This is a genomic window from Lentzea kristufekii, from assembly GCF_033949925.1.
Lineage (GTDB): Bacteria > Actinomycetota > Actinomycetes > Mycobacteriales > Pseudonocardiaceae > Lentzea > Lentzea kristufekii.
The window spans coordinates 515,974-535,570 of the sequence record NZ_JAXAVV010000002.1; the positions used below are offsets into that span (position 1 = coordinate 515,974).

Annotated in this window: 22 protein-coding genes; 18 read left to right on the forward strand and 4 right to left on the reverse strand. The window is 69.5% G+C overall.

Features of this window, described 5'->3' with window-relative positions; genetic code table 11:
* Positions 1–74: 74 nt before the first annotated feature.
* Together SK571_RS06025 and SK571_RS06030 are read left to right on the forward strand one after the other, a co-directional pair.
* Positions 75–440 carry a VOC family protein gene (locus tag SK571_RS06025; protein ID WP_319983017.1) on the forward strand — a complete coding sequence of 122 codons (366 nt, stop codon included), beginning with the start codon at positions 75–77 and terminating at the stop codon, positions 438–440.
* A gap of 19 nt (positions 441–459) precedes the next feature.
* On the forward strand, positions 460–1,068 hold the full coding sequence (locus SK571_RS06030) for a hypothetical protein (RefSeq protein ID WP_319983018.1): 609 nt from the start codon (positions 460–462) through the stop codon (positions 1,066–1,068).
* On the opposite strand, the gene SK571_RS06035 is transcribed toward SK571_RS06030, so the two are convergent.
* Entirely contained in the window at positions 1,052–1,462 is a 411-nt protein-coding gene (locus tag SK571_RS06035) for a B-4DMT family transporter (RefSeq protein WP_319983019.1), read from the reverse strand. The two genes, SK571_RS06030 and SK571_RS06035, sit on opposite strands and share 17 nt — an antisense overlap.
* 35 nt (positions 1,463–1,497) lie before the next feature.
* Between SK571_RS06035 and SK571_RS06040 the strand changes: the two genes are divergently transcribed.
* Genes SK571_RS06040 through nusB form a run of 3 tightly spaced genes read left to right on the forward strand, consistent with a single transcriptional unit; the run spans position 1,498 to position 3,594 of the window.
* On the forward strand, positions 1,498–2,574 hold the full coding sequence (locus tag SK571_RS06040; RefSeq protein ID WP_319983020.1) for a M24 family metallopeptidase: 1,077 nt from the start codon (positions 1,498–1,500) through the stop codon (positions 2,572–2,574).
* Between the two features lie 31 nt (positions 2,575–2,605).
* Positions 2,606–3,175: an elongation factor P gene (gene efp, locus SK571_RS06045; protein ID WP_319983021.1), complete on the forward strand. Its 570-nt coding sequence runs from the start codon at positions 2,606–2,608 to the stop codon at positions 3,173–3,175.
* The gene (gene nusB, locus SK571_RS06050; RefSeq protein ID WP_319983022.1) at positions 3,175–3,594 is read left to right on the forward strand and encodes a transcription antitermination factor NusB; all 420 of its coding nucleotides are present in this window, start codon (positions 3,175–3,177) and stop codon (positions 3,592–3,594) included. The genes efp and nusB overlap by 1 nt, the downstream gene beginning before the upstream one ends.
* Positions 3,595–3,642: 48 nt before the next feature.
* On the opposite strand, the gene SK571_RS06055 is transcribed toward nusB, so the two are convergent.
* Both SK571_RS06055 and SK571_RS06060 read right to left on the reverse strand, forming a co-directional pair.
* Positions 3,643–4,272 (reverse strand): HD domain-containing protein, encoded by a 630-nt coding sequence (locus SK571_RS06055; RefSeq protein WP_319983023.1) that lies wholly within the window; start codon positions 4,270–4,272, stop codon positions 3,643–3,645.
* A 12-nt stretch (positions 4,273–4,284) separates the two neighbouring features.
* Complete coding sequence (locus SK571_RS06060) at positions 4,285–4,986, reverse strand: SDR family oxidoreductase (RefSeq protein ID WP_319983024.1); 702 nt, start codon at positions 4,984–4,986, stop codon at positions 4,285–4,287.
* Positions 4,987–5,074: 88 nt separating this feature from the next.
* Between SK571_RS06060 and SK571_RS06065 the strand changes: the two genes are divergently transcribed.
* Positions 5,075–5,884 carry a sigma-70 family RNA polymerase sigma factor gene (locus tag SK571_RS06065; RefSeq protein ID WP_319983025.1) on the forward strand — a complete coding sequence of 270 codons (810 nt, stop codon included), beginning with the start codon at positions 5,075–5,077 and terminating at the stop codon, positions 5,882–5,884.
* A gap of 205 nt (positions 5,885–6,089) precedes the next feature.
* Here the strand turns inward: SK571_RS06065 and bldD are convergent, their stop codons facing one another.
* Complete coding sequence (gene bldD / locus SK571_RS06070; protein ID WP_030471611.1) at positions 6,090–6,578, reverse strand: transcriptional regulator BldD; 489 nt, start codon at positions 6,576–6,578, stop codon at positions 6,090–6,092.
* A gap of 257 nt (positions 6,579–6,835) precedes the next feature.
* Here bldD and pyrR point away from each other — a divergent pair, with 257 nt between their 5' ends.
* The 12 genes from pyrR (at position 6,836) to metK (ending at position 19,595) form a co-directional block, all read left to right on the forward strand.
* Entirely contained in the window at positions 6,836–7,408 is a 573-nt protein-coding gene (gene pyrR, locus SK571_RS06075; RefSeq protein ID WP_319983026.1) for a bifunctional pyr operon transcriptional regulator/uracil phosphoribosyltransferase PyrR, read from the forward strand.
* Positions 7,405–8,337, forward strand: coding sequence for an aspartate carbamoyltransferase catalytic subunit (locus tag SK571_RS06080; protein ID WP_319983027.1), 933 nt, complete (start codon positions 7,405–7,407; stop codon positions 8,335–8,337). Before pyrR ends, SK571_RS06080 begins: the two co-directional genes overlap by 4 nt.
* Positions 8,334–9,614 (forward strand): dihydroorotase, encoded by a 1,281-nt coding sequence (locus SK571_RS06085; RefSeq protein WP_319983028.1) that lies wholly within the window; start codon positions 8,334–8,336, stop codon positions 9,612–9,614. Before SK571_RS06080 ends, SK571_RS06085 begins: the two co-directional genes overlap by 4 nt.
* Positions 9,611–10,117, forward strand: a complete 507-nt coding sequence (locus SK571_RS06090; protein ID WP_319983029.1) for a PH-like domain-containing protein — start codon at positions 9,611–9,613, stop codon at positions 10,115–10,117. The genes SK571_RS06085 and SK571_RS06090 overlap by 4 nt, the downstream gene beginning before the upstream one ends.
* Positions 10,066–11,226 carry a glutamine-hydrolyzing carbamoyl-phosphate synthase small subunit gene (carA, locus tag SK571_RS06095; protein WP_319983030.1) on the forward strand — a complete coding sequence of 387 codons (1,161 nt, stop codon included), beginning with the start codon at positions 10,066–10,068 and terminating at the stop codon, positions 11,224–11,226. The genes SK571_RS06090 and carA overlap by 52 nt, the downstream gene beginning before the upstream one ends.
* Positions 11,226–14,528 (forward strand): carbamoyl-phosphate synthase large subunit, encoded by a 3,303-nt coding sequence (gene carB, locus SK571_RS06100; RefSeq protein WP_319983031.1) that lies wholly within the window; start codon positions 11,226–11,228, stop codon positions 14,526–14,528. The genes carA and carB overlap by 1 nt, the downstream gene beginning before the upstream one ends.
* Positions 14,525–15,337, forward strand: a complete 813-nt coding sequence (pyrF, locus tag SK571_RS06105) for an orotidine-5'-phosphate decarboxylase (RefSeq protein ID WP_319983032.1) — start codon at positions 14,525–14,527, stop codon at positions 15,335–15,337. Before carB ends, pyrF begins: the two co-directional genes overlap by 4 nt.
* A 292-nt stretch (positions 15,338–15,629) precedes the next feature.
* On the forward strand, positions 15,630–15,947 hold the full coding sequence (gene mihF, locus SK571_RS06110) for an integration host factor, actinobacterial type (protein WP_030481817.1): 318 nt from the start codon (positions 15,630–15,632) through the stop codon (positions 15,945–15,947).
* The gene (gene gmk / locus SK571_RS06115) at positions 15,944–16,540 is read left to right on the forward strand and encodes a guanylate kinase (protein WP_319983033.1); all 597 of its coding nucleotides are present in this window, start codon (positions 15,944–15,946) and stop codon (positions 16,538–16,540) included. Before mihF ends, gmk begins: the two co-directional genes overlap by 4 nt.
* Before the next feature lie 3 nt (positions 16,541–16,543).
* Positions 16,544–16,828 carry a DNA-directed RNA polymerase subunit omega gene (gene rpoZ / locus SK571_RS06120; protein WP_090069070.1) on the forward strand — a complete coding sequence of 95 codons (285 nt, stop codon included), beginning with the start codon at positions 16,544–16,546 and terminating at the stop codon, positions 16,826–16,828.
* Positions 16,829–17,099: 271 nt separating this feature from the next.
* Complete coding sequence (gene coaBC / locus SK571_RS06125; protein WP_319983034.1) at positions 17,100–18,353, forward strand: bifunctional phosphopantothenoylcysteine decarboxylase/phosphopantothenate--cysteine ligase CoaBC; 1,254 nt, start codon at positions 17,100–17,102, stop codon at positions 18,351–18,353.
* 39 nt (positions 18,354–18,392) lie between these two features.
* Complete coding sequence (gene metK, locus SK571_RS06130) at positions 18,393–19,595, forward strand: methionine adenosyltransferase (RefSeq protein ID WP_319983035.1); 1,203 nt, start codon at positions 18,393–18,395, stop codon at positions 19,593–19,595.
* The last annotated feature ends 2 nt before the right edge of the window (positions 19,596–19,597 follow it).

The window sequence follows — 19,597 nt, forward strand, 5'->3', positions numbered from 1 at the left end:
GTCTCCCGCGTCGAGCGTGTACCTTCCCGATCTGCCGCTGGCCGGACACGTAAGGGAAACCGATGCTCCACCACGTGGAACTGTGGGTCCCGGACCTCGCCCGCGCCGAGGCCACGTTCGGGTGGATCCTCACCGAACTCGGCTGGGCCGAGCACCAGCGCTGGAACGCCGGCGTCAGCTGGAAGCTCGGCGGGACCTACGTCGTGGTCGAGCAGTCCCCGGCCGTGACCGGCCCGCACGACCGGATGAGGGCGGGCCTGAACCACCTCGCCCTGCACGCGGGAACCCGGGAGGACGTCGACCGCCTGACCCGGGAATCCGAGGCGAACGGGTGGAAGCTCATGTTCGCGGACAGGCATCCTCACGCGGGAGGACCGGACCACTACGCGGCGTTCCTGGAGAATTCCGACGGCTTCGAAATCGAGCTGGTAGCCGCCTGAACGTGTGAAGATGCCGCTCGTGCCGAGACTGCTGATCGCCGCGTTCGCCCTGCTCCTGGCCGGCTGCTCGGCCGCGCCGGAGCCCACACCCGTCAGCAGTGAGGCGACGACGCGCACGAGCGAGCAGTTCTCCGACCAGGAGCTGCAGGCGAAGTGGTGGACGTGGGCGGCGTCGAGCCCGGAGAACCGCAACCCCGTGGTCGACGACACCGGGCAGTGGTGCGGGGAGAACCAGCCCGAGGACGTGTGGTTCTTCGCGGGCACGTTCGGTGGCGCCGTGAACCGCCGGTGCCCGGTGCCCGCCGGTCGCCCGCTCGCCGGTCCCGCGCTCAACCTCGCCTCCACGGACGCGAACTGCGCGGCGTTCATGGAGGCCGCCAAGGGCTCGGTGACGCTCGACGGGCAGCTCGTGGAACTGCGGCGGATCGCGCCGGTCGCGATCACGTACCAGGCCGCGAAGGACAACGTCGTGGGGCAGAGCGAGGGACGCGTGGCTGCGCAGGGGTGCGGGTTGTGGGCGTGGATCCCGTCGCTCAAGCCGGGTGAGCACGAACTGGTGGTCAAGGGGGCGTCGGGCGGCTTCAGCACCTCGGCGCGCTACCTGCTGACCGTCAGTTCCGCGGACTAGCCGGGTCCTTCTTCACGAGGAACCCGCCGAGCAGCATCCCGAGTCCCGCCGGAGCCAGCACGAGCAACGCCGTGAACGCGGCCCCGCCCGTCAGCGCCACCCACAGCGCCTCCTGCCCGGTCTGGTCGACCAGCAACGCCGATCCGGTCACGCCCAGCGCACCCGCGAACGGGCCCGCGATCAGCGACGCGATGAACCACTGCATGCCGCGCCCGTCGAGATCGCGCAGCGTGTCGACGGCACCCCAGAGGACCGCGGCGACGATCAGGAGGCCGAGAGCGATCGGCCGGATCGAGGAGGCCTCGGGGCTGCGCACGCCCACGGCCGCCACGCCGGTCTGCACAGCTCCATGCAGGAGCCCCATCCACAACGCACGGACGAACCAAGGACGCATGCGGACAGCTTAGGACTGGCCGTACGCTGCGAGACATGTCGTCGTACGCCGCACGCCGCACCGCATTGCGCCAAGCGCTCCAGACCGCGGATCTGGACGCACTACTGGTGACGAACCTGCTGAACGTCCGGTACCTCACCGGGTTCACCGGATCGAACGCCGCCGTGCTGATCGACGCGAGCGGCGACGACTCCACGGTGTTCTGCACCGACGGCCGTTATCTCACCCAGTCGGCGAAGCAGGTACCGGACCTGGAACGGCTGATCGACCGGCCGTGCGACACCGCGCTCGCGAGCAGGGCGAAGGGCAGGCTCGGGTTCGAGAGCCACCACGTCACGGTCGACGGTCTGGACGAGCTGACCGCGGCCGCCGGCAAGGCCGAGCTGCACAAGGCCGGTGGCCTGATCGAGAAGCTGCGGCTGGTCAAGGACGAGGTCGAGATCGAGGCGCTGCGGATGGCGTGCGCGGCGGCTGACCGCGCGCTCGCGGCGTTGATCGGGCACGGCGGCCTGCGCGCGGGCCGCACCGAGCGCGAGGTCGCGCGCGAGCTGGAGAGCCGCATGCTCGACCACGGCGCCGAGGGTCCGTCGTTCTCCTCGATCGTGGCGTTCGGCGCGAACTCGGCCGTGCCCCACCACTCACCGACGGACGCGACGCTGCACACCGGCGACCTCATCAAGCTCGACTTCGGCGCGCTGGTCGACGGCTACCACTCCGACATGACCCGCACGCTCGTGCTCGGCAAGCCCGCGGACTGGCAGCGCGACCTGTACGACCTGGTCGCGCGCTCGCAGGCGGCGGGCCGCAACGCGCTCGAGCCGGGCGTGAAGGTGAGCGACGTCGACCACGCGTCGCGCGAGGTGATCGAGAAGGCCGGGCACGGGGGTGACTTCCTGCACGGCCTCGGTCACGGGGTCGGGCTGGAGATCCACGAGGCACCGGCGTTGTCGAAGGCAGGTGCCGGTACACTTTCGGCCGGTATGGCGGTCACCGTCGAGCCCGGCGTCTACTTGCCGGGGCGGGGCGGGGTCCGCATCGAGGACACCCTCGTGGTCCGCGAAAGCGGGCCGGAGCTCCTCACCCTGACCACGAAGGAACTCGTGGTCGTCTGACACCCCCGTCCTACACAGGAGAAATCCCACCGTGGCCACCACGAACGACCTGAAGAACGGCCTGGTGCTGAACCTCGACGGCCAGCTCTGGACCGTCACCGCGTTCCAGCACGTCAAGCCCGGCAAGGGTGGCGCCTTCGTGCGCACGACCCTCAAGCACGTGCTGACCGGGAAGGTCGTCGACAAGACCTTCAACGCGGGCACCAAGGTCGAGACCGCCACCGTGGACAAGCGCGGCATGACCTACCTGTACAAGGAAGGCACCGACTTCATCTTCATGGACGGTGACACCTACGACCAGATCCCGGTTCCGGCCGAGACCGTCGGTGACGCCGCGAACTACATGCTGGAGAACCAGGAAGCGATGGTCGCCACGCACGAGGGCGTCCCGCTGTTCATCGAGCTCCCGACGTCGGTCGAGCTCGTGATCGAGCACACCGACCCCGGCCTGCAGGGCGACCGCTCCACCGGTGGCACCAAGCCCGCCCGCCTCGAGACCGGCGCCGAGATCCAGGTCCCGCTGTTCGTCACGACCGGCGAGAAGATCAAGGTCGACACCCGCGACGGCCGCTACCTCGGCCGCATCAGCGACAAGTCCTGATGGGTGCTCGGAGCAAGGCCCGCAAGCGCGCGGTCGACTTCCTCTACGAAGCCGACCTGCTGGGCAGCGACGCAGTGACGCTGCTGGCTTCGCGCGTCGGGTCCCCTGACGTCCCGCCGGTGAACGACTACACCGTCACGCTGGTCGAGGGCGTCACCGCGAACCGCTCGCGCATCGACGACCTCATCTCGGAGCACGCCGAGGGCTGGACCCTGCAGCGGATGCCGGCGGTCGACCGCGCGATCCTGCGCCTCGGCCTGTACGAGCTGCTGTGGGCGTCCGACGTGCCGGACGCGGTGGCCATCGACGAGGCCGTGGAACTCGCCAAGGGCCTGTCCACGGACGACTCGCCGCGGTTCGTGAACGGTGTGCTCGGCCGGATCGCGGTCATCGCGGACCAGCTGCGCGCCGTCCTGTAGTTCTGCTGCCGAGGGGGCCACGTCAACGGCGACGTGGCCCCCTCGGTCTCAGCTCCGTGCCCAGCCGCGCCGCTCGCCCTCGTCGATCAGGTGCAGCGCCGCCTGCCACAGCGTCGTCGAGCCCTCGCCGATCACGGCCTTGCGAGCACGCACGTCCTGCGCCGTCACGCCCGGCGTCCGCCAGGTCCCGCCCTTCGCCATCCAGTTGAGCAGCAACGGTTGCAGCCGGTCCATGGCCTTCGCGAACCGCGCCTCCGGCGTCTCCCGCGCCTCGAACTCGTCCCACAACGCCCGCAGCGCACGGCCCGCGTCGTCGGGCAGGATGCCGAACAGCCGGTCGGCGGCGGCCTCCTCGCGTTCCTGCTGGCTCTCGCCCAGCGCGGTGTCGTAGATCGGCGTGTCACCCGCGTAGATCTCGACGAGGTCGTGCACCACCACGAGCTTCATCGTGTGGCCGAGGTCGATCGGTTCGTCGGCGTACTCCGCGAGCGTCATGACCATCAGCGCGAGGTGCCACGAGTGCTCCGCGTCGTTCTCGCGCCTGTCCGCCGCCGCGAGAGGGGACGCGCGCAGCACGGTCTTGAGCCGGTCGACCTCGATGAGGAACGTGAGGTGCTCGCGCAGCCGGGAGTCCACACCGGACGGCAGCGGGTTCTGATCAGCGAGAAGTCCTGTCACGTTGCCAGGACACTACCGATCGGCCAGGAACTCCTCCCACGTGCGGGTACCGCGGTCGCCGTCCAGCGTCAGGTTCCGCCCGCCCCGGTACGCCTTCCCGGCCTGGCCCGGCAGCCGCACCGGCACCGTGAGCCGGCGCTTGCCCGCGACGGTCAGGTAGTCGCGCACGAGTTCGCGCAGCTCGAAGTCCGCGGGCCCGGCGAGGTCCGGCACCCGGCCCGCGGGCTGTCCCAGCGCCAGTCCGGCGATCCGCGCGGCCACGTCGCGCGCGTCCACCGGCTGCAGCCGCATTCCCGGCACCGGCACGACCGGCAGCTTCGCGAGGCCGCGCACCATCGTCAGCGTCAGGTCGTGGAACTGGGCCGCGCGCAGGATCGTGAACGGGATGCCCGACGCCTCGACCGCCTCCTCGCACGCGTGCTTCGTGCGCAACCACGCCAGCGGCACGGCGTCGGCGCCGATCACCGAGATGTACACGAAGTGGCGGACGCCCCGGCAGGCCGCGAGCAGGTTGCGGGTCGCGACGTCGTCGCCCTTCTGCCCGCCGGCGAGGTGCACCACGACGTCCGCCTCGATCGGCGGGACGTCGCCGAGCAGGTCGCAGGCGATGTCGCCGTGCCTGCTCAGCACCACCACGTCCGCTCCGGCTTCGCGCAGCCGCGGAACCACGTGCCTGCCGAGTGTGCCGGTGCCGCCGGTCACGAGGATCTTCACGATTACCCTCCTGGATGAGTCGTCGCACTGTCGACCCGGCGGCGCCGGGGAACGTGACAGGCTGTGCGCCAGGCCACAGGGGGAAGCTTTGATCGCGGAGTTCGAGCTGGAGCGCACGCGTTTGCGCGCCATCGCCCACCGCATGCTCGGGTCGTTCGCCGAGGCCGACGACGCGCTGCAGGACGCCTGGCTGCGCGTCGAGCGCGCCGACACCTCGCAGATCGAGAACCCGGCCGCATGGCTCACGACCGTCGTCGGGCGGGTGTGCCTGAACATGCTGCGGGACCGGCGGGAGCACGCGTTCGAGATGCCCGACCCCGTGATCGAGACGGGGGAGGAGCCCGAGCAGCAGGCCGTCGCGAAGGACCAGGTCGGCCTCGCGATGCTGATCGTGCTCGACTCGCTCAAGCCCGACGAGCGGCTGGCGTTCGTGCTGCACGACATGTTCGCCGTGCCGTTCGACGACATCGCGCCACTGATCGACAAGACCCCGGCGGCGGCCCGGCAGCTGGCGTCCCGCGCCCGCAAGCGCGTGCAGGACCGGCCTCAGCCGAACGTCGACCTGCCCGCACAGCGCGAAGTGGTGCGGGCGTTCCTCAAGGCGTCCCGGGAGGGCGACCTCGAAGGCCTGGTCGCGGTGCTGCACCCGGACGCCGTGCTGCGCGCGGGCGCCCTGGAGGTCATCGGCGGACGCACCGTCGCCGGCCGGGCCGCCCTGTTCAGCAGGTACGCGACCATGGCGGCCGCCGAGTTCGCGGTCATCGGCGGCGAGGCCGGCTTCATCGCGCGGGTGGACGGCGTGCCGTTCTCGCTCATGGCCTTCACCGTGCGCGACGGGCAGATCGTCGCCATCCACGTGATCCAGGACAAGGAGCAGCTCGCCGCCCTTGTTCCGTGAGCAATCCCACTGCCGTCGCCCGACGTCCACGGGCCGGGAGCACAGCGCGGCGCCGAGCAGGGGAGCGACCCGCGGCGTGAGCAGGACTTGGCGGTAGTCGTCACGCTGGGTACCTCACCCGGAATGCAGCAGTGGCTCCCCCGACGTCCTCAGGGCGACTGGCAGGACGTCAGGGGAGCCACTGCTCCGAAAGCGCAGGTGAAGCTCAGTCTTCCTTCGCGGGACGGGCCTCGGGAGGCAGCACACCCCAGTCGATCAGCTGCTCGGTGAGCTCGCCCGGCGTCATGTCGTAGATGATCGCGAGCGAACGCAGGTCCTCGGTGCGGATGGAGAGGACCTTGCCGTTGTAGTCACCGCGCTGCGACTGGATGGTCGCGGCGTAGCGAGCCAGCGGACCGACCTTCTCGACCGGCAGCTGCTGCAGCCGTTCGAGGTTGATCACGATCTTGGTGGCCGGCTCGGCACCGGAGGGCACCCGGCCCTCGGGCAGCAGCTCGGCGACGGGAACCCCGTAGAAGTCGGCCAGCTCGGCCAGCTTCTGCACGGTCACCGCGCGGTCACCACGCTCGTAGGAGCCGACGACCACGGCCTTCCAGCGACCGCCGGACTTCTGCTCGACGCCGTGCAGGGACAGACCCTGCTGCTGGCGGATAGCGCGGAGCTTGGCCCCCAGCGCCTTGGCGTAGTCGCCCATGTGGCGGTTCTCCGTTCATTCGCCCCGTCAGCAGTACGTGCGTGCTGCGGGGAGGCTTAGATCGATACGCAGAGTAATGATTACTCGCCGTGGTCGGCAGGTCAAGCTGATCTCGGGGAGAGACGCGTGCCACGCCTGGCCTACCACTCGGATGGTTGACCGTCCGTAGGTGATACCGTGCAGGTCAGCCTAGTTGTCACTAGGTGTCCGACGTCCTTTAAGGACCCGTCCAGTGAGGCGGGGAAGGAGGTCCAGCCGTGGCGTCACGTCAACGTGGCGCGACGGATCCGGCCGGGGATCGCGAGATTCTTTCGGCCGGTGACGTCGCGCGCACTGTCGCCCGAATGGCCCATCAGATCATCGAGAAGACCGCTCTCGATGCACCCAGCGCACCCGACGTCGTCTTGATGGGTATTCCCAGCCGTGGAGCCCCCCTCGCACGACGTCTGGCCGCTAAGATCGCCGAATTTTCCGGCCGGACGGTGCACGAGGGCACGCTCGACATCACCCTCTACCGCGACGACCTGCGCCGAGGCCCCACCCGGCCGCTGGAGGCGACGAAGCTGCCCGAGGGCGGCATCGACGACAAGCTGGTCGTGCTCGTGGACGACGTGCTGTTCTCCGGCCGCACCATCCGCGCCGCCCTCGACGCCCTGCGCGACCACGGCCGGCCCCGCTCCGTCCAGCTCGCCGTGCTGGTCGACCGAGGCCACCGCGAGCTGCCGATCCGCGCGGACTACGTGGGCAAGAACCTGCCGACGTCCAAGACCGAGGACGTCGTCGTGATGCTCGAGGAGTTCGACGGCCGCGACGGAGTGGTGCTGAAGTGAAGCACCTGCTCTCCACCGACGGCCTCGACCGCGACCAGGCGATCGCGATCCTCGACACCGCGGACCGGCTGAAGCAGGCGCTGCTCGGCCGCGAGGTCCGCAAGCTGCCGACGCTGCGCGGCCGCACGGTGATCACGATGTTCTACGAGAACAGCACCCGCACCCGCGTCAGCTTCGAGATCGCCGGCAAGTGGATGTCCGCCGACGTGATCAACGTCAGCAGCTCCGGTTCCAGCGTCAGCAAGGGCGAGTCGCTGCGCGACACCGCGCTGACCCTGCAGGCCGCGGGCGCCGACTGCGTGATCGTGCGGCACCCGGCGTCCGGTGCGGCACACCGGCTCGCGGGCTGGCTCAAGCACACCGGCACGTCCGTGGTGAACGCCGGCGACGGCATGCACGAGCACCCCACCCAGGCGTTGCTCGACGCCGCCACGCTGCGCGACCGCCTCGGCAGCCTCGACGGCCGTCGCGTCGCGATCGTCGGCGACGTCCTGCACAGCCGCGTCGCCCGGTCGAACGTGCACCTGCTGACCACGCTCGGTGCCGAGGTCACGCTGGTCGCCCCGCCGACCCTGCTGCCCACGGGCGTCGAGAACTGGCCGGTCACGGTCTCGCACGAGATCGACGCCGAGCTCGCCTCGCAGGACGCGGTGATGCTGCTGCGCGTGCAGGCCGAGCGGATGACCGGCGGGTTCTTCCCGAGCTCGCGCGAGTACTCGATCGCGTACGGCCTCAACGAGCGGCGCCTGAAGCTGCTGCCCGAGCACGCCGTCGTGCTGCACCCCGGCCCGATGCTGCGCGGCATGGAGATCGCCTCCGTCGTCGCCGACAGCCCGCAGGCCGCCATCACCGAGCAGGTCCGCAACGGTGTCCACGTGCGCATGGCCGTGCTGTACCACCTGCTTGCCCACGAGGAGGAAACCGCGTGAACCCCTTGCTTCTCAAGGGAGTTAGGCCCTACGGCGAGGGTGAACCGATCGACCTGCTGATCCGCGACGGCGTGATCGCAGAGGGTACGGACGAGAACGCCGAGATCATCGAAGGCAACGGCGCGGTTCTGCTGCCGGGCTTCGTCGACCTGCACACGCACCTGCGTGAGCCGGGCCGCGAGGACACCGAGACCATCGAGACCGGCTCCAAGGCAGCCGCTCTGGGTGGTTACACCGCCGTTTTCGCCATGGCCAACACGGATCCGGTCGCCGACAACGCCGTCATCGTCGAGCACGTCGCCCGCCGCGGCCAGGAGGTCGGCCTCGTCGACGTCCACCCGGTCGGCGCCGTCACGGTCGGTCTCAAGGGCGAGAAGCTCGCCGAGCTCGGCACGATGGCGAAGTCCAAGGCGAACGTGCGCGTCTTCTCCGACGACGGCCACTGCGTGCACGACCCGCTGATCATGCGCCGCGCGCTGGAGTACTCGAAGTCCCTGGGCGCCGTCATCGCCCAGCACGCCGAGGAACCGCGCCTCACGGTCGGTGCCCAGGCGCACGAGGGCGAGAACGCGTCCAGGCTCGGTCTGCAGGGCTGGCCGGCGGCGGCCGAGGAGTCGATCGTCGCGCGTGACTGCATCCTCGCGAAGCAGGTCGACGCGAGGCTGCACGTCTGCCACGTCAGCACGACGGGCACGGCGGACGTCCTGAAGTGGGCCAAGGCGCGCGGCACCAAGGTCAGCGCCGAGGTCACCCCGCACCACCTGATCCTGACCGACGACCGGCTCTCCACCTACGACCCGGTCAACAAGGTCAACCCGCCGCTGCGCACGCAGGCCGACGTCGACGCGCTGCGGCAGGCCCTGGCGGACGGCACGATCGACTGCGTCGCCACGGACCACGCCCCGCACGCGGTCCAGGACAAGGACTGCGAGTGGTCGGCGGCCCGTCCGGGCATGCTCGGCCTGCAGACCGCGCTGGGCATCGTCGCCGAGACGATGGTGAAGACCGGCCTGCTGGACTGGCGTGGCGTCGCGCGGGTGATGAGCGAGAGGCCCGCCGAGATCGCCGGGCTGACCGACCAGGGCCGTCCGATCGCCGTCGGTGAGCCCGCGAACCTCGTGCTGGTCGACCCGGACGCGTCGTGGACGGTGCACGGCGCGCAGCTCGCGAGCATCGCGGGCAACACCCCGTTCGAGGGCATGGAACTGCCCGCGGCGGTGACGGCCACCATCTTGCGTGGCCGGGTGACCGCGGTGGCGGGGAGGATTGCGGAATGACCCGCATTCTCCTGTCCCTCGCGGTCTTCGTCTTCTTCGCCCTGTGCGTCTACGGCATGTGGCACGGCTGGAAGCGACGCCAGCGCAAGCAGGCCGGCCTGCCGGCGTTCCCCTCGACGCCGGCCGCGCTGGGCGCGCCGAAGCTCACGACCACGGGCGTCTACATCGGAACGACGAACGCGGGCAACTGGCAGGACCGCATCCAGGTCGGCGACATCGGCCACCGCGCCGAGGCCACCCTGAGCCTGGTCCCGGAGGGCGTCGCCATCGATCGCGTCGGCGCGTCCCCGATCTTCATCCCCGCCGGGTCCGTCCGGGACGCCCGCACCGACCGGGGCCTCGCCGGGAAGGTCATGTTCAGCGAGGAAGGCCTTCTGGTGGTCCAGTGGGAGAACGAAGGCCACCTCTTCGACACCGGTTTCCGCGGTGACGACAAGGACGTTTACGACGAATGGGTCTCGGCTCTGAGCCAGAACCCGATCAACACGGAGGGCAAGGCGTGACGAACGCGGCATTGGTGCTGGAAGACGGACGTGTCTTCCGCGGTGAGGCGTACGGAGCGACCGGCGTCTCGCTCGGCGAGGTCGTGTTCTCCACGGCCATGACCGGGTACCAGGAAACCCTGACAGACCCCTCCTACCACCGCCAGATCGTGGTGCAGACCGCGCCGCAGATCGGCAACACCGGCTGGAACGACGAGGACGACGAGTCCTCGAAGATCTGGGTCGCCGGCTACGTGGTCCGCGACCCCGCGCGCACGCCGTCGAACTGGCGGTCCAAGCGCGGCCTCGACGAGGAACTGACGAACCAGGGCGTGGTCGGCATCGCGGGCCTCGACACCCGCACCCTGACCCGCCACATCCGCGAGCAGGGCGCCATGCGCGCCGGGGTGTTCTCGGGCTCCGAGCTCACCGACGACGCGTCCATGGTCGAGCAGGTCAAGGCCTCCGCGCAGATGGTCGGCGCGAACCTCGCCGTCGACGTCACCACGGACAAGCCGTACGTGGTCGAGGCCATCGGCGAGAAGAAGTTCACCGTCGCCGCGCTCGACCTGGGCATCAAGTCGAACACCCCGCGGATGATGGCGGCGCGCGGCATCGAGGTGCACGTGCTGCCGCTGACCAGCTCGTTCGAGGACATCCTCGAGGTCAGCCCGGACGGCCTGTTCCTGAGCAACGGCCCGGGCGACCCGGCCACGCAGGACCACGCCATCGCGCTGACGAAGGAGGCGCTGGGCCGCAAGCTGCCGCTGTTCGGCATCTGCTTCGGCAACCAGATCCTCGGCCGCGCGGTCGGCCGCGGGACGTACAAGATGCGCTACGGCCACCGGGGCATCAACATCCCGGTCATCGACGTGACCACGGGCAAGGTCGCCATCACCTCGCAGAACCACGGGTTCGCGCTGGAAGGCACGCCGGGCGAGGAGTTCTCCTCCGAGTTCGGCCGCGCCGTGCTGTCGCACTACTGCCCGAACGACGGCACCGTCGAGGGCGTCCGGCTGCTCGACGCGCCGGCGTTCTCCGTGCAGTACCACCCCGAGGCCGCGGCCGGTCCGCACGACGCCGCGCCCCTGTTCGACGAGTTCGTGACGCTGATGAATGAGGCCCGCTGATGCCGAAGAGGACTGATCTCAAGCACATCCTGGTGATCGGCTCCGGTCCGATCGTCATCGGTCAGGCGTGCGAGTTCGACTACTCCGGTACCCAGGCGTGCCGCGTGCTGCGCGAAGAGGGCATCCGGGTCAGCCTGGTGAACTCCAACCCCGCGACGATCATGACGGACCCGGAGTTCGCGGACGCCACCTACATCGAGCCGATCACGGCCGAGTTCGTGGAGAAGGTCATCGCGCAGGAGCGCCCGGACGCGATCCTGGCGACGCTGGGCGGCCAGACGGCGCTCAACACGGCCATCGCGCTGCACGAGCGCGGCGTGCTGGAGAAGTACGACGTCGAGCTGATCGGCGCGGACATCGACGCGATCCAGCGCGGTGAGGACCGGCAGATCTTCAAGGACCTGGTTCGCAAGATCGGCTCCGACGTCCCGCGTTCCGCCGTCTGCAAGACGATGGACGAGGTCCGCGCGACGGTCGCCGACCTCGGCCTGCCGGTCGTCATCCGGCCGTCGTTCACCATGGGCGGCCTGGGTTCCGGCATGGCGTACACCCCCGAGGACCTGGAGCGCCTCGCCGCGATCGGCCTGGAGGAGTCCCCGGTCACCGAGGTGCTCATCGAGGAGAGCGTGCTCGGGTGGAAGGAGTACGAGCTCGAGCTGATGCGCGACCGCAACGACAATGTCGTCGTCATCTGCTCGATCGAGAACATCGACCCGATGGGCGTGCACACCGGTGACTCGGTGACGGTCGCGCCCGCGATGACCCTGACCGACCGCGAGTACCAGCACATGCGCGACGTCGGCATCCAGGTCATCCGCGAGGTCGGCGTCGACACCGGTGGCTGCAACATCCAGTTCGCGATCCACCCCGAGAACGGCCGCATGGTCGTCATCGAGATGAACCCGCGGGTGTCGCGGTCCTCCGCGCTGGCGTCCAAGGCGACGGGCTTCCCGATCGCCAAGATCGCCGCCAAGCTCGCGATCGGCTACACGCTCGACGAGATCACCAACGACATCACGGGGGAGACCCCGGCGTCGTTCGAGCCGTCGCTCGACTACGTGGTCGTGAAGGCGCCGCGGTTCGCCTTCGAGAAGTTCCCCGGCGCGGACCCGACGCTGACGACCACGATGAAGTCGGTCGGCGAGGCCATGTCGATCGGCCGGAACTTCGTGGAGGCGCTGGGCAAGGCGCTGCGTTCGCTGGAAACGAAATCGGTCGGTTTCTGGACCCAGCCGGACCCGGAGGGCACTACTCTGGAGTCCACTCTGAAGCAGCTGGAGCGCGGCCACGACGGGCGCCTCTACACGGTCGAGCGTGCTCTTCGACTCGGTGCGTCCATTGAGGACGTGCACAACGCGTCGAAGATCGACCCGTGGTTCATCGAGCAGATCGCGTGGCTCGGCACGTTGCGGCAGGAGCTGCTCGACGCGCCGGTGCTCGACGAGCCGTTGCTGCGCAAGGCGAAGCGGGCTGGTCTGTCCGACCGCCAGATCGCCGCGCTGCGCTCGGAGCTGGCCGGTGAGGACGGCGTGCGCAGGTTGCGGCACCGCCTGGGCGTGCGGCCGGTCTACAAGACGGTCGACACGTGCGCGGCGGAGTTCAAGTCCGAGACGCCGTACCACTACTCCGCGTACGAGCTGGACCCGAACGCGGAGACCGAGGTCGCGGAGCAGCGGGAGAAGCCCAAGGTCCTGATCCTGGGCTCCGGCCCGAACCGCATCGGTCAGGGCATCGAGTTCGACTACTCGTGCGTGCACGCGGCCATGGCGTTGCGGGCGGCCGGGTACGAGACCGTGATGGTCAACTGCAATCCGGAGACGGTGTCGACGGACTACGACACCTCCGACCGCCTGTACTTCGAGCCGCTGACGTTCGAGGACGTGCTGGAGGTCGTGCACTCCGAGCAGCGCTCCGGCACCGTCGCGGGCGTGATCGTCCAGCTCGGCGGCCAGACGCCGCTGGGCCTGGCGCAGCGCCTGGCCGACGCCGGTGTGCCCGTCGTGGGCACGACGCCCGAGGCGATCCACCTCGCCGAGGACCGCGGCCAGTTCGGCAAGGTGCTGGGCGAGGCCGGCCTGCCCGCGCCCAAGTTCGGCACCGCCACGTCGTTCGACGAGGCCAAGGAGATCGCGGACGAGATCGGCTACCCGGTCCTCGTGCGACCGTCCTACGTGCTCGGTGGGCGCGGCATGGAGATCGTGTACGACGAGGAATCGCTGTCGGGCTACATCGCCCGCGCGACCGAGGTGACGCCCGAGCACCCGGTGCTGGTCGACCGGTTCCTCGACGACGCCATCGAGATCGACGTCGACGCGCTGTGCGACGGCGAGGAGGTGTTCATCGGCGGCGTGATGGAGCACATCGAGGAAGCCGGTGTGCACTCCGGCGACTCGTCGTGCGCGCTGCCGCCCATCACCCTGGGCGCCTCCGACATCGAGAACGTGCGCCGCTCCACCGAGGCCATCGCGAAGGGCATCGGCGTGAAGGGGCTCCTGAACGTCCAGTACGCCCTCAAGGACGACGTGCTGTACGTCCTGGAGGCAAACCCGCGTGCGTCGCGCACGGTGCCGTTCGTGTCCAAGGCGACGGCGGTGTCGATGGCCAAGGCCGCGTCCCGCGTGATGCTCGGCGCCACGATCGCGGAACTGCGCGTGGAGGGCCTCCTGCCGGCCACCGGTGACGGTGCCCGGCTGCCCGAGCACGCGCCCGTCGCGGTCAAGGAAGCGGTCATGCAGTTCCACCGCTTCCGCACGCCCGAAGGCCACGGCGTCGACTCGTTGCTGGGCCCGGAGATGAAGTCCACCGGCGAGGTCATGGGCATCGACTCGTCGTTCGGCAAGGCGTTCGCGAAGTCGCAGACGGCCTCGTACGGCTCGCTGCCGACCTCCGGCAAGGTGTTCGTGTCGTTCGCGAACCGCGACAAGCGCGCGATGATCTTCCCGGTCAAGCGCCTGGCCGACCTCGGGTTCCAGATCCTCGCGACCTCGGGCACCGCGGAGGTGCTGAAGCGCAACGGGATCCCGTGCACCGAGGTGCGCAAGCACTTCGAGGGCGAGGGCAACGTCGTCGACATGATCCTGGCCGGCGAGATCGACATGATCTTCAACACGCCCTACGGCAACAGCGGCCCGCGCATCGACGGTTACGAGATCCGCACCGCCGCCGTCGCGAAGGACATCCCGTGCGTGACCACGATCCAGGGTGCCGCCGCGGCCGTGCACGGCATCGAGGCGCTCATCCGGGGTGACATCGGGGTCCAGCCGCTGCAGGCCCTCCAGGCCGCTCTGCGGGGTGACGCGTGACCTTCGGCGAGAAGCTCGCGAAAGCCGTTGCGGCGCACGGACCTCTGTGCGTCGGGATCGACCCGCACCCGAGCCTGCTGGACGCCTGGGGCCTCTCCGGGACCGCCGAGGGCCTCGAACGGTTCGCGCTGACCGCCGTGGAGGCGTTCGGCGGCAGGGTGGCGATGGTGAAGCCGCAGGCGGCGTTCTTCGAGGCCTACGGGTCGCGGGGCGTCGCCGTGCTGGAGCGGGTGATCGCCGACCTGCGCGACTCGGGCACGCTGGTGCTCGTGGACGCCAAGCGCGGCGACATCGGCTCCACCATGGCCGCCTACGCCCAGGCGTACCTGGGCGACGGCTCGCCGCTGGCCGGTGACGCGGTCACGCTCTCACCGTTCCTCGGCTTCGGGTCGCTGCAGCCCGCCCTCGACACGGCGCGGGCGACGGGCCGGGGCGTGTTCGTGCTCGCCCTCACGTCGAACCCGGAGGGTGCCCAGGTCCAGCGGGTGGTTGCTCCAGACGGGCGAACCGTGGCGCAGACGATCATCGATTTCGCCGCGGCTCGGAATTCAGGCATTTCCCCGTGCGGCGATGTCGGTCTCGTCGTGGGCGCCACGATCGGGGAAACGGATGTAGACCTCACCCGGTTCAACGGACCGATCCTGGCGCCCGGTTTCGGCGCTCAGGGTGGCTCGGTGGCTGATCTAAAACGGCTCTTCGGACCCGACATGCGCAACGTCTTTCCGACTTCTTCACGAGATGTTCTCAAGCATGGCCCCGACGTATCGTCGCTGGTCAGCGCCGTGCAGAGGGTCCAGCAGAGCCTCTGAGGAGGGGCGCGCCGCGTCTTTTGGGGTGTGGCGCGCTCACCTGGGCAAACATGTGTTGGTAGGGTCCACGCCACCGGCTGCCCCGCTGGTCACCGGCCTCATAGCACACCTAGAGTGGGCGACGAGTTGCCGGAGGCAGTGATCAGGCCGCCGGAGGGTGTTGGTACTACTACCACCCGCCGCAATCATGACCGCTGAAGATTTACCTGACTGGGTCACGTTGTACTCAGGCAATTGCGGTCTGTACGGTCGCGGCACCGATCCGAAAAGAATCCACACCACGGAGGAAATCGTGGCTCTTCCCCAGCTTACCGAGGAGCAGCGGGCCGCAGCGCTGGAGAAGGCTGCTGCCGCTCGTCGCGTTCGGGCTGAGCTCAAGGAGCGCCTCAAGCGTGGCGGCACGACCCTGACGGACGTGCTGAAGTCCGCCGAGAGCGATGAGATCCTTGGCAAGATGAAGGTGTCCGCGCTCCTCGAGGCCCTCCCGGGCGTCGGCAAGGTGCGCGCGCAGCAGATCATGGAGCGCCTCGAGATCGCTCCCAGCCGTCGCCTGCGCGGTCTTGGTGACCGCCAGCGCAAGGCCCTGCTCTCCGAGTTCAGCGGAGAGTGATTGGCACCGAGGCGGGAACGGGCTCTGTCCGTTCCCGCCTCACCGTCTTGTCCGGGCCGTCCGGCGTTGGCAAGTCCAGCGTTCTGGCGGAGCTGCGCAGGCAGCAGCCCGATGTCTACTTTTCCGTCTCGGCGACCACCAGGAAGCCGAGGCCGGGCGAGGTCGACGGAGTGCACTACCACTTCGTGGACCACGAGAAGTTCCAGCAGATGGTCGAGGCGGGCGAGTTCCTCGAACACGCCGAGTTCGCCGGAAACCACTACGGAACCCCTCGCAGGCCCGTCGAAGAAGCTTTGGCCGCGGGCCGTCCCGCGCTCCTGGAGATCGAACTGCAGGGCGCGCGACAGGTCCGCGTGGCCATGCCAGACGCTCAGCTGGTCATGCTGGCGCCCCCGTCCTGGGAGCACCTGGTCGACCGGTTGACCGGCAGAGGTACCGAACATCCGGACGTCGTCGAACGCCGGCTGGCCATCGCCCGCGAGGAGCTGGCGGCCGAAAAGGAGTTCGACGAGGTCGTCGTGAACGCCGACGTGCAGTCGGCCGCGGCCGACTTGCTATCCTTGATGGTCGGACCACGAAATTCAGGAGATTGACGAGTGATCACCCACACCGAGCTCGGTCACCTGACCGGTTCTCCGGAGGGCATCACCAACCCGCCGATCGACGACCTGCTTGAGCAGGTGAGCTCGAAGTACGCGTTGGTGATCTACGCCGCGAAGCGTGCCCGCCAGATCAACGACTACTACGCGCAGCTCGGCGAGGGCCTGCTCGAGTACGTCGGCCCGCTCGTCGAGCCGGGCCCGCGTGAGAAGCCCCTCTCGATTGCTCTTCGCGAGATCCACGCGGGTCTCCTCGAGCACACCGAGGGAAGCGAAGGGTAAGAGTCTCTGGGAGGGGTCTGCCTGCGGAAAGCGCAGGCCCAGATCGTCTCTTAGCGTCTTGTGGGGGCCGAGCCCCCACACCCCAGCCGGAGGGCTTCGCCCCCGGACCCCCAAGGCCAGAGGCTTCGCCCCTAGGCCCCAGGGCCGGAGGCTTCGCCCCCGACCCCGAACCGGGGACTTCCCCCGGCCCCAGCGGGTCTTCTTCTTGGACTCGGCGGGAGTGGCTTCTCGCGAGGGATGACCTCGCGGTCGTTCCTTCACAGGAGAGCTGTTGACTTCCGCTGCATCTGACGTTGATGCCCCCGTCAAACCCCGGATCGTTCTCGGGGTTGGTGGGGGCATCGCCGCGTACAAGGCCTGTGAGGTGCTGCGGCGGCTGACCGAGTCCGGTCACTCGGTGCGGGTCGTTCCCACCGAGGGCGCGTTGAAGTTCGTGGGAGCCGCCACGTTCGAGGCGCTGTCCGGCCAGGTCGTGTCCGCCGACCCGTTCGACGACGTGCACGAGGTGCCGCACGTCAAGCTCGGGCAGAACGCCGACCTCGTCGTGGTGGCACCGGCGACGGCGAACCTGATCGCGAAGGCCGCGCACGGCCTCGCGGACGACCTCCTGACCAACACCCTGCTGACCGCGCGCTGCCCGGTCCTGCTGGTCCCGGCGATGCACACCGAGATGTGGGAGCACCCGGCCACCCAGCACAACGTGCAACTGCTGCGCAGCCGTGGCGTGATCGTCGCCGAACCGGCCTCGGGCCGGTTGACGGGCAAGGACACGGGCAAGGGCCGCCTGCCCGACCCCGCCGAGATCGTCGAACTCGCCCGGCTGCTGCTGGTGCGGCCCGACGCCCTGCGGCGGACACTCGAAGGTGTGCACGTCGCGATCTCCGCCGGTGGCACGCGGGAGCCACTCGATCCGGTGCGGTTCATCGGCAACCGCTCGTCCGGCAAGCAGGGCTACGCACTCGCGCGAGTGGCGGCGCAACGCGGTGCCCGAGTGACTTTGGTCGCGGGCAACACCGCGGACCTGGCCACGCCGGCGGGGGTCGACCTGGTGCGCGTGGGCTCCGCGGTGGAGCTGCGCGACGTCATGCACAAGGTGTCGGCGGACGCGGACGTGGTCGTGATGGCCGCCGCGGTGGCCGACTTCCGGCCGTCGGCGCTCACCGGACACAAGATCAAGAAGACTGACGGCGACCCCGACCCGATCACGCTGACGAAGAACCCCGACATCCTCGTGGAGCTCGTTTCCGCACGTAGGACGGGCCAGCTGATCGTCGGGTTCGCCGCGGAGACCGGCGACGAGACGACGTCGGTGCTCGACTACGGACGGGCGAAGCTGCGCCGCAAGGGCTGCGACCTCCTGGTGCTGAACGCGGTCGGCGACGGCAAGGCGTTCGAGCAGGACGACAACGCCGGCTGGCTGCTGTCCCCGGACGGCGACGAGACCCCTATACCCCACGGACCCAAGACGCAAGTGGCGTCCGCGGTGTGGGACGCGGTTACCGCTCGCTTGACTGACTCTCAGTAGAATTTTTCTTCAGACCAACCCCGCACCTAAGGAGTGTCCGTGAGCCAGCACAGCAGCAGGCTGTTCACCAGTGAGTCGGTGACCGAGGGACACCCGGACAAGATCTGCGACGCGATCAGCGACTCGATCCTGGACGCGTTGCTGGCCAAGGACCCGCGTTCCCGCGTCGCCGTGGAGACGATGGTCACCACCGGCCAGGTCCACGTCGCGGGTGAGGTCACCACCGAGGCGTACGCGGACATCCCCACGATCGTCCGCGAGAAGATCCTGGAGATCGGCTACGACTCGTCCGCGAAGGGCTTCGACGGCCACTCGTGCGGCGTGAACGTCGCCATCGGCGCGCAGTCCCCGGACATCGCGCAGGGCGTCGACACCGCCTTCGAGAACCGCGTCGAAGGCGCCGACGACGAGATCGACAAGCAGGGCGCGGGCGACCAGGGCCTGATGTTCGGCTACGCGTGCACCGACACGCCCGAGCTCATGCCGCTGCCGATCGCGCTGGCCCACCGCCTGTCCCGCCGCCTGACCGCGGTCCGCAAGGACGGCACCGTCCCGTACCTGCGCCCGGACGGCAAGACCCAGGTCACCATCGAGTACGCGGGCGACCAGCCCGTGCGCCTCGACACCGTCGTCATCTCGACCCAGCACGCCGACGGCATCGACCTGGAGAAGCTGCTCGGCGTCGACCTGCGCGAGCACGTCGTCCAGCCCGAGATCGACGCGCTGTCGCTGGACACCTCGGGTGTCCGCCTGCTGACGAACCCGACCGGCCGCTTCGTCATCGGTGGCCCGATGGGCGACGCCGGCCTCACCGGCCGCAAGATCATCGTCGACACCTACGGCGGCATGGCCCGCCACGGCGGCGGCGCCTTCTCCGGCAAGGACCCGTCGAAGGTCGACCGCTCCGCCGCCTACGCCATGCGCTGGGTCGCCAAGAACACCGTCGCGGCGGGCCTCGCCACCCGCGTCGAGGTCCAGGTCGCCTACGCCATCGGCAAGGCCGCCCCGGTCGGCCTCTTCGTGGAGACCTTCGGCACCGAGACCGTCGACCCGCAGAAGATCCAGCAGGCCATCACCGAGGTGTTCGACCTCCGGCCCGCCGCGATCATCCGCGACCTCGACCTGCTCCGCCCGATCTACGCCCCGACCGCCGCCTACGGTCACTTCGGCCGCACCGACGTCGACCTCCCGTGGGAGTCGACGGACCGCGCCGAGGCCCTGCGCAACGCCGCCGGCGCCTGATC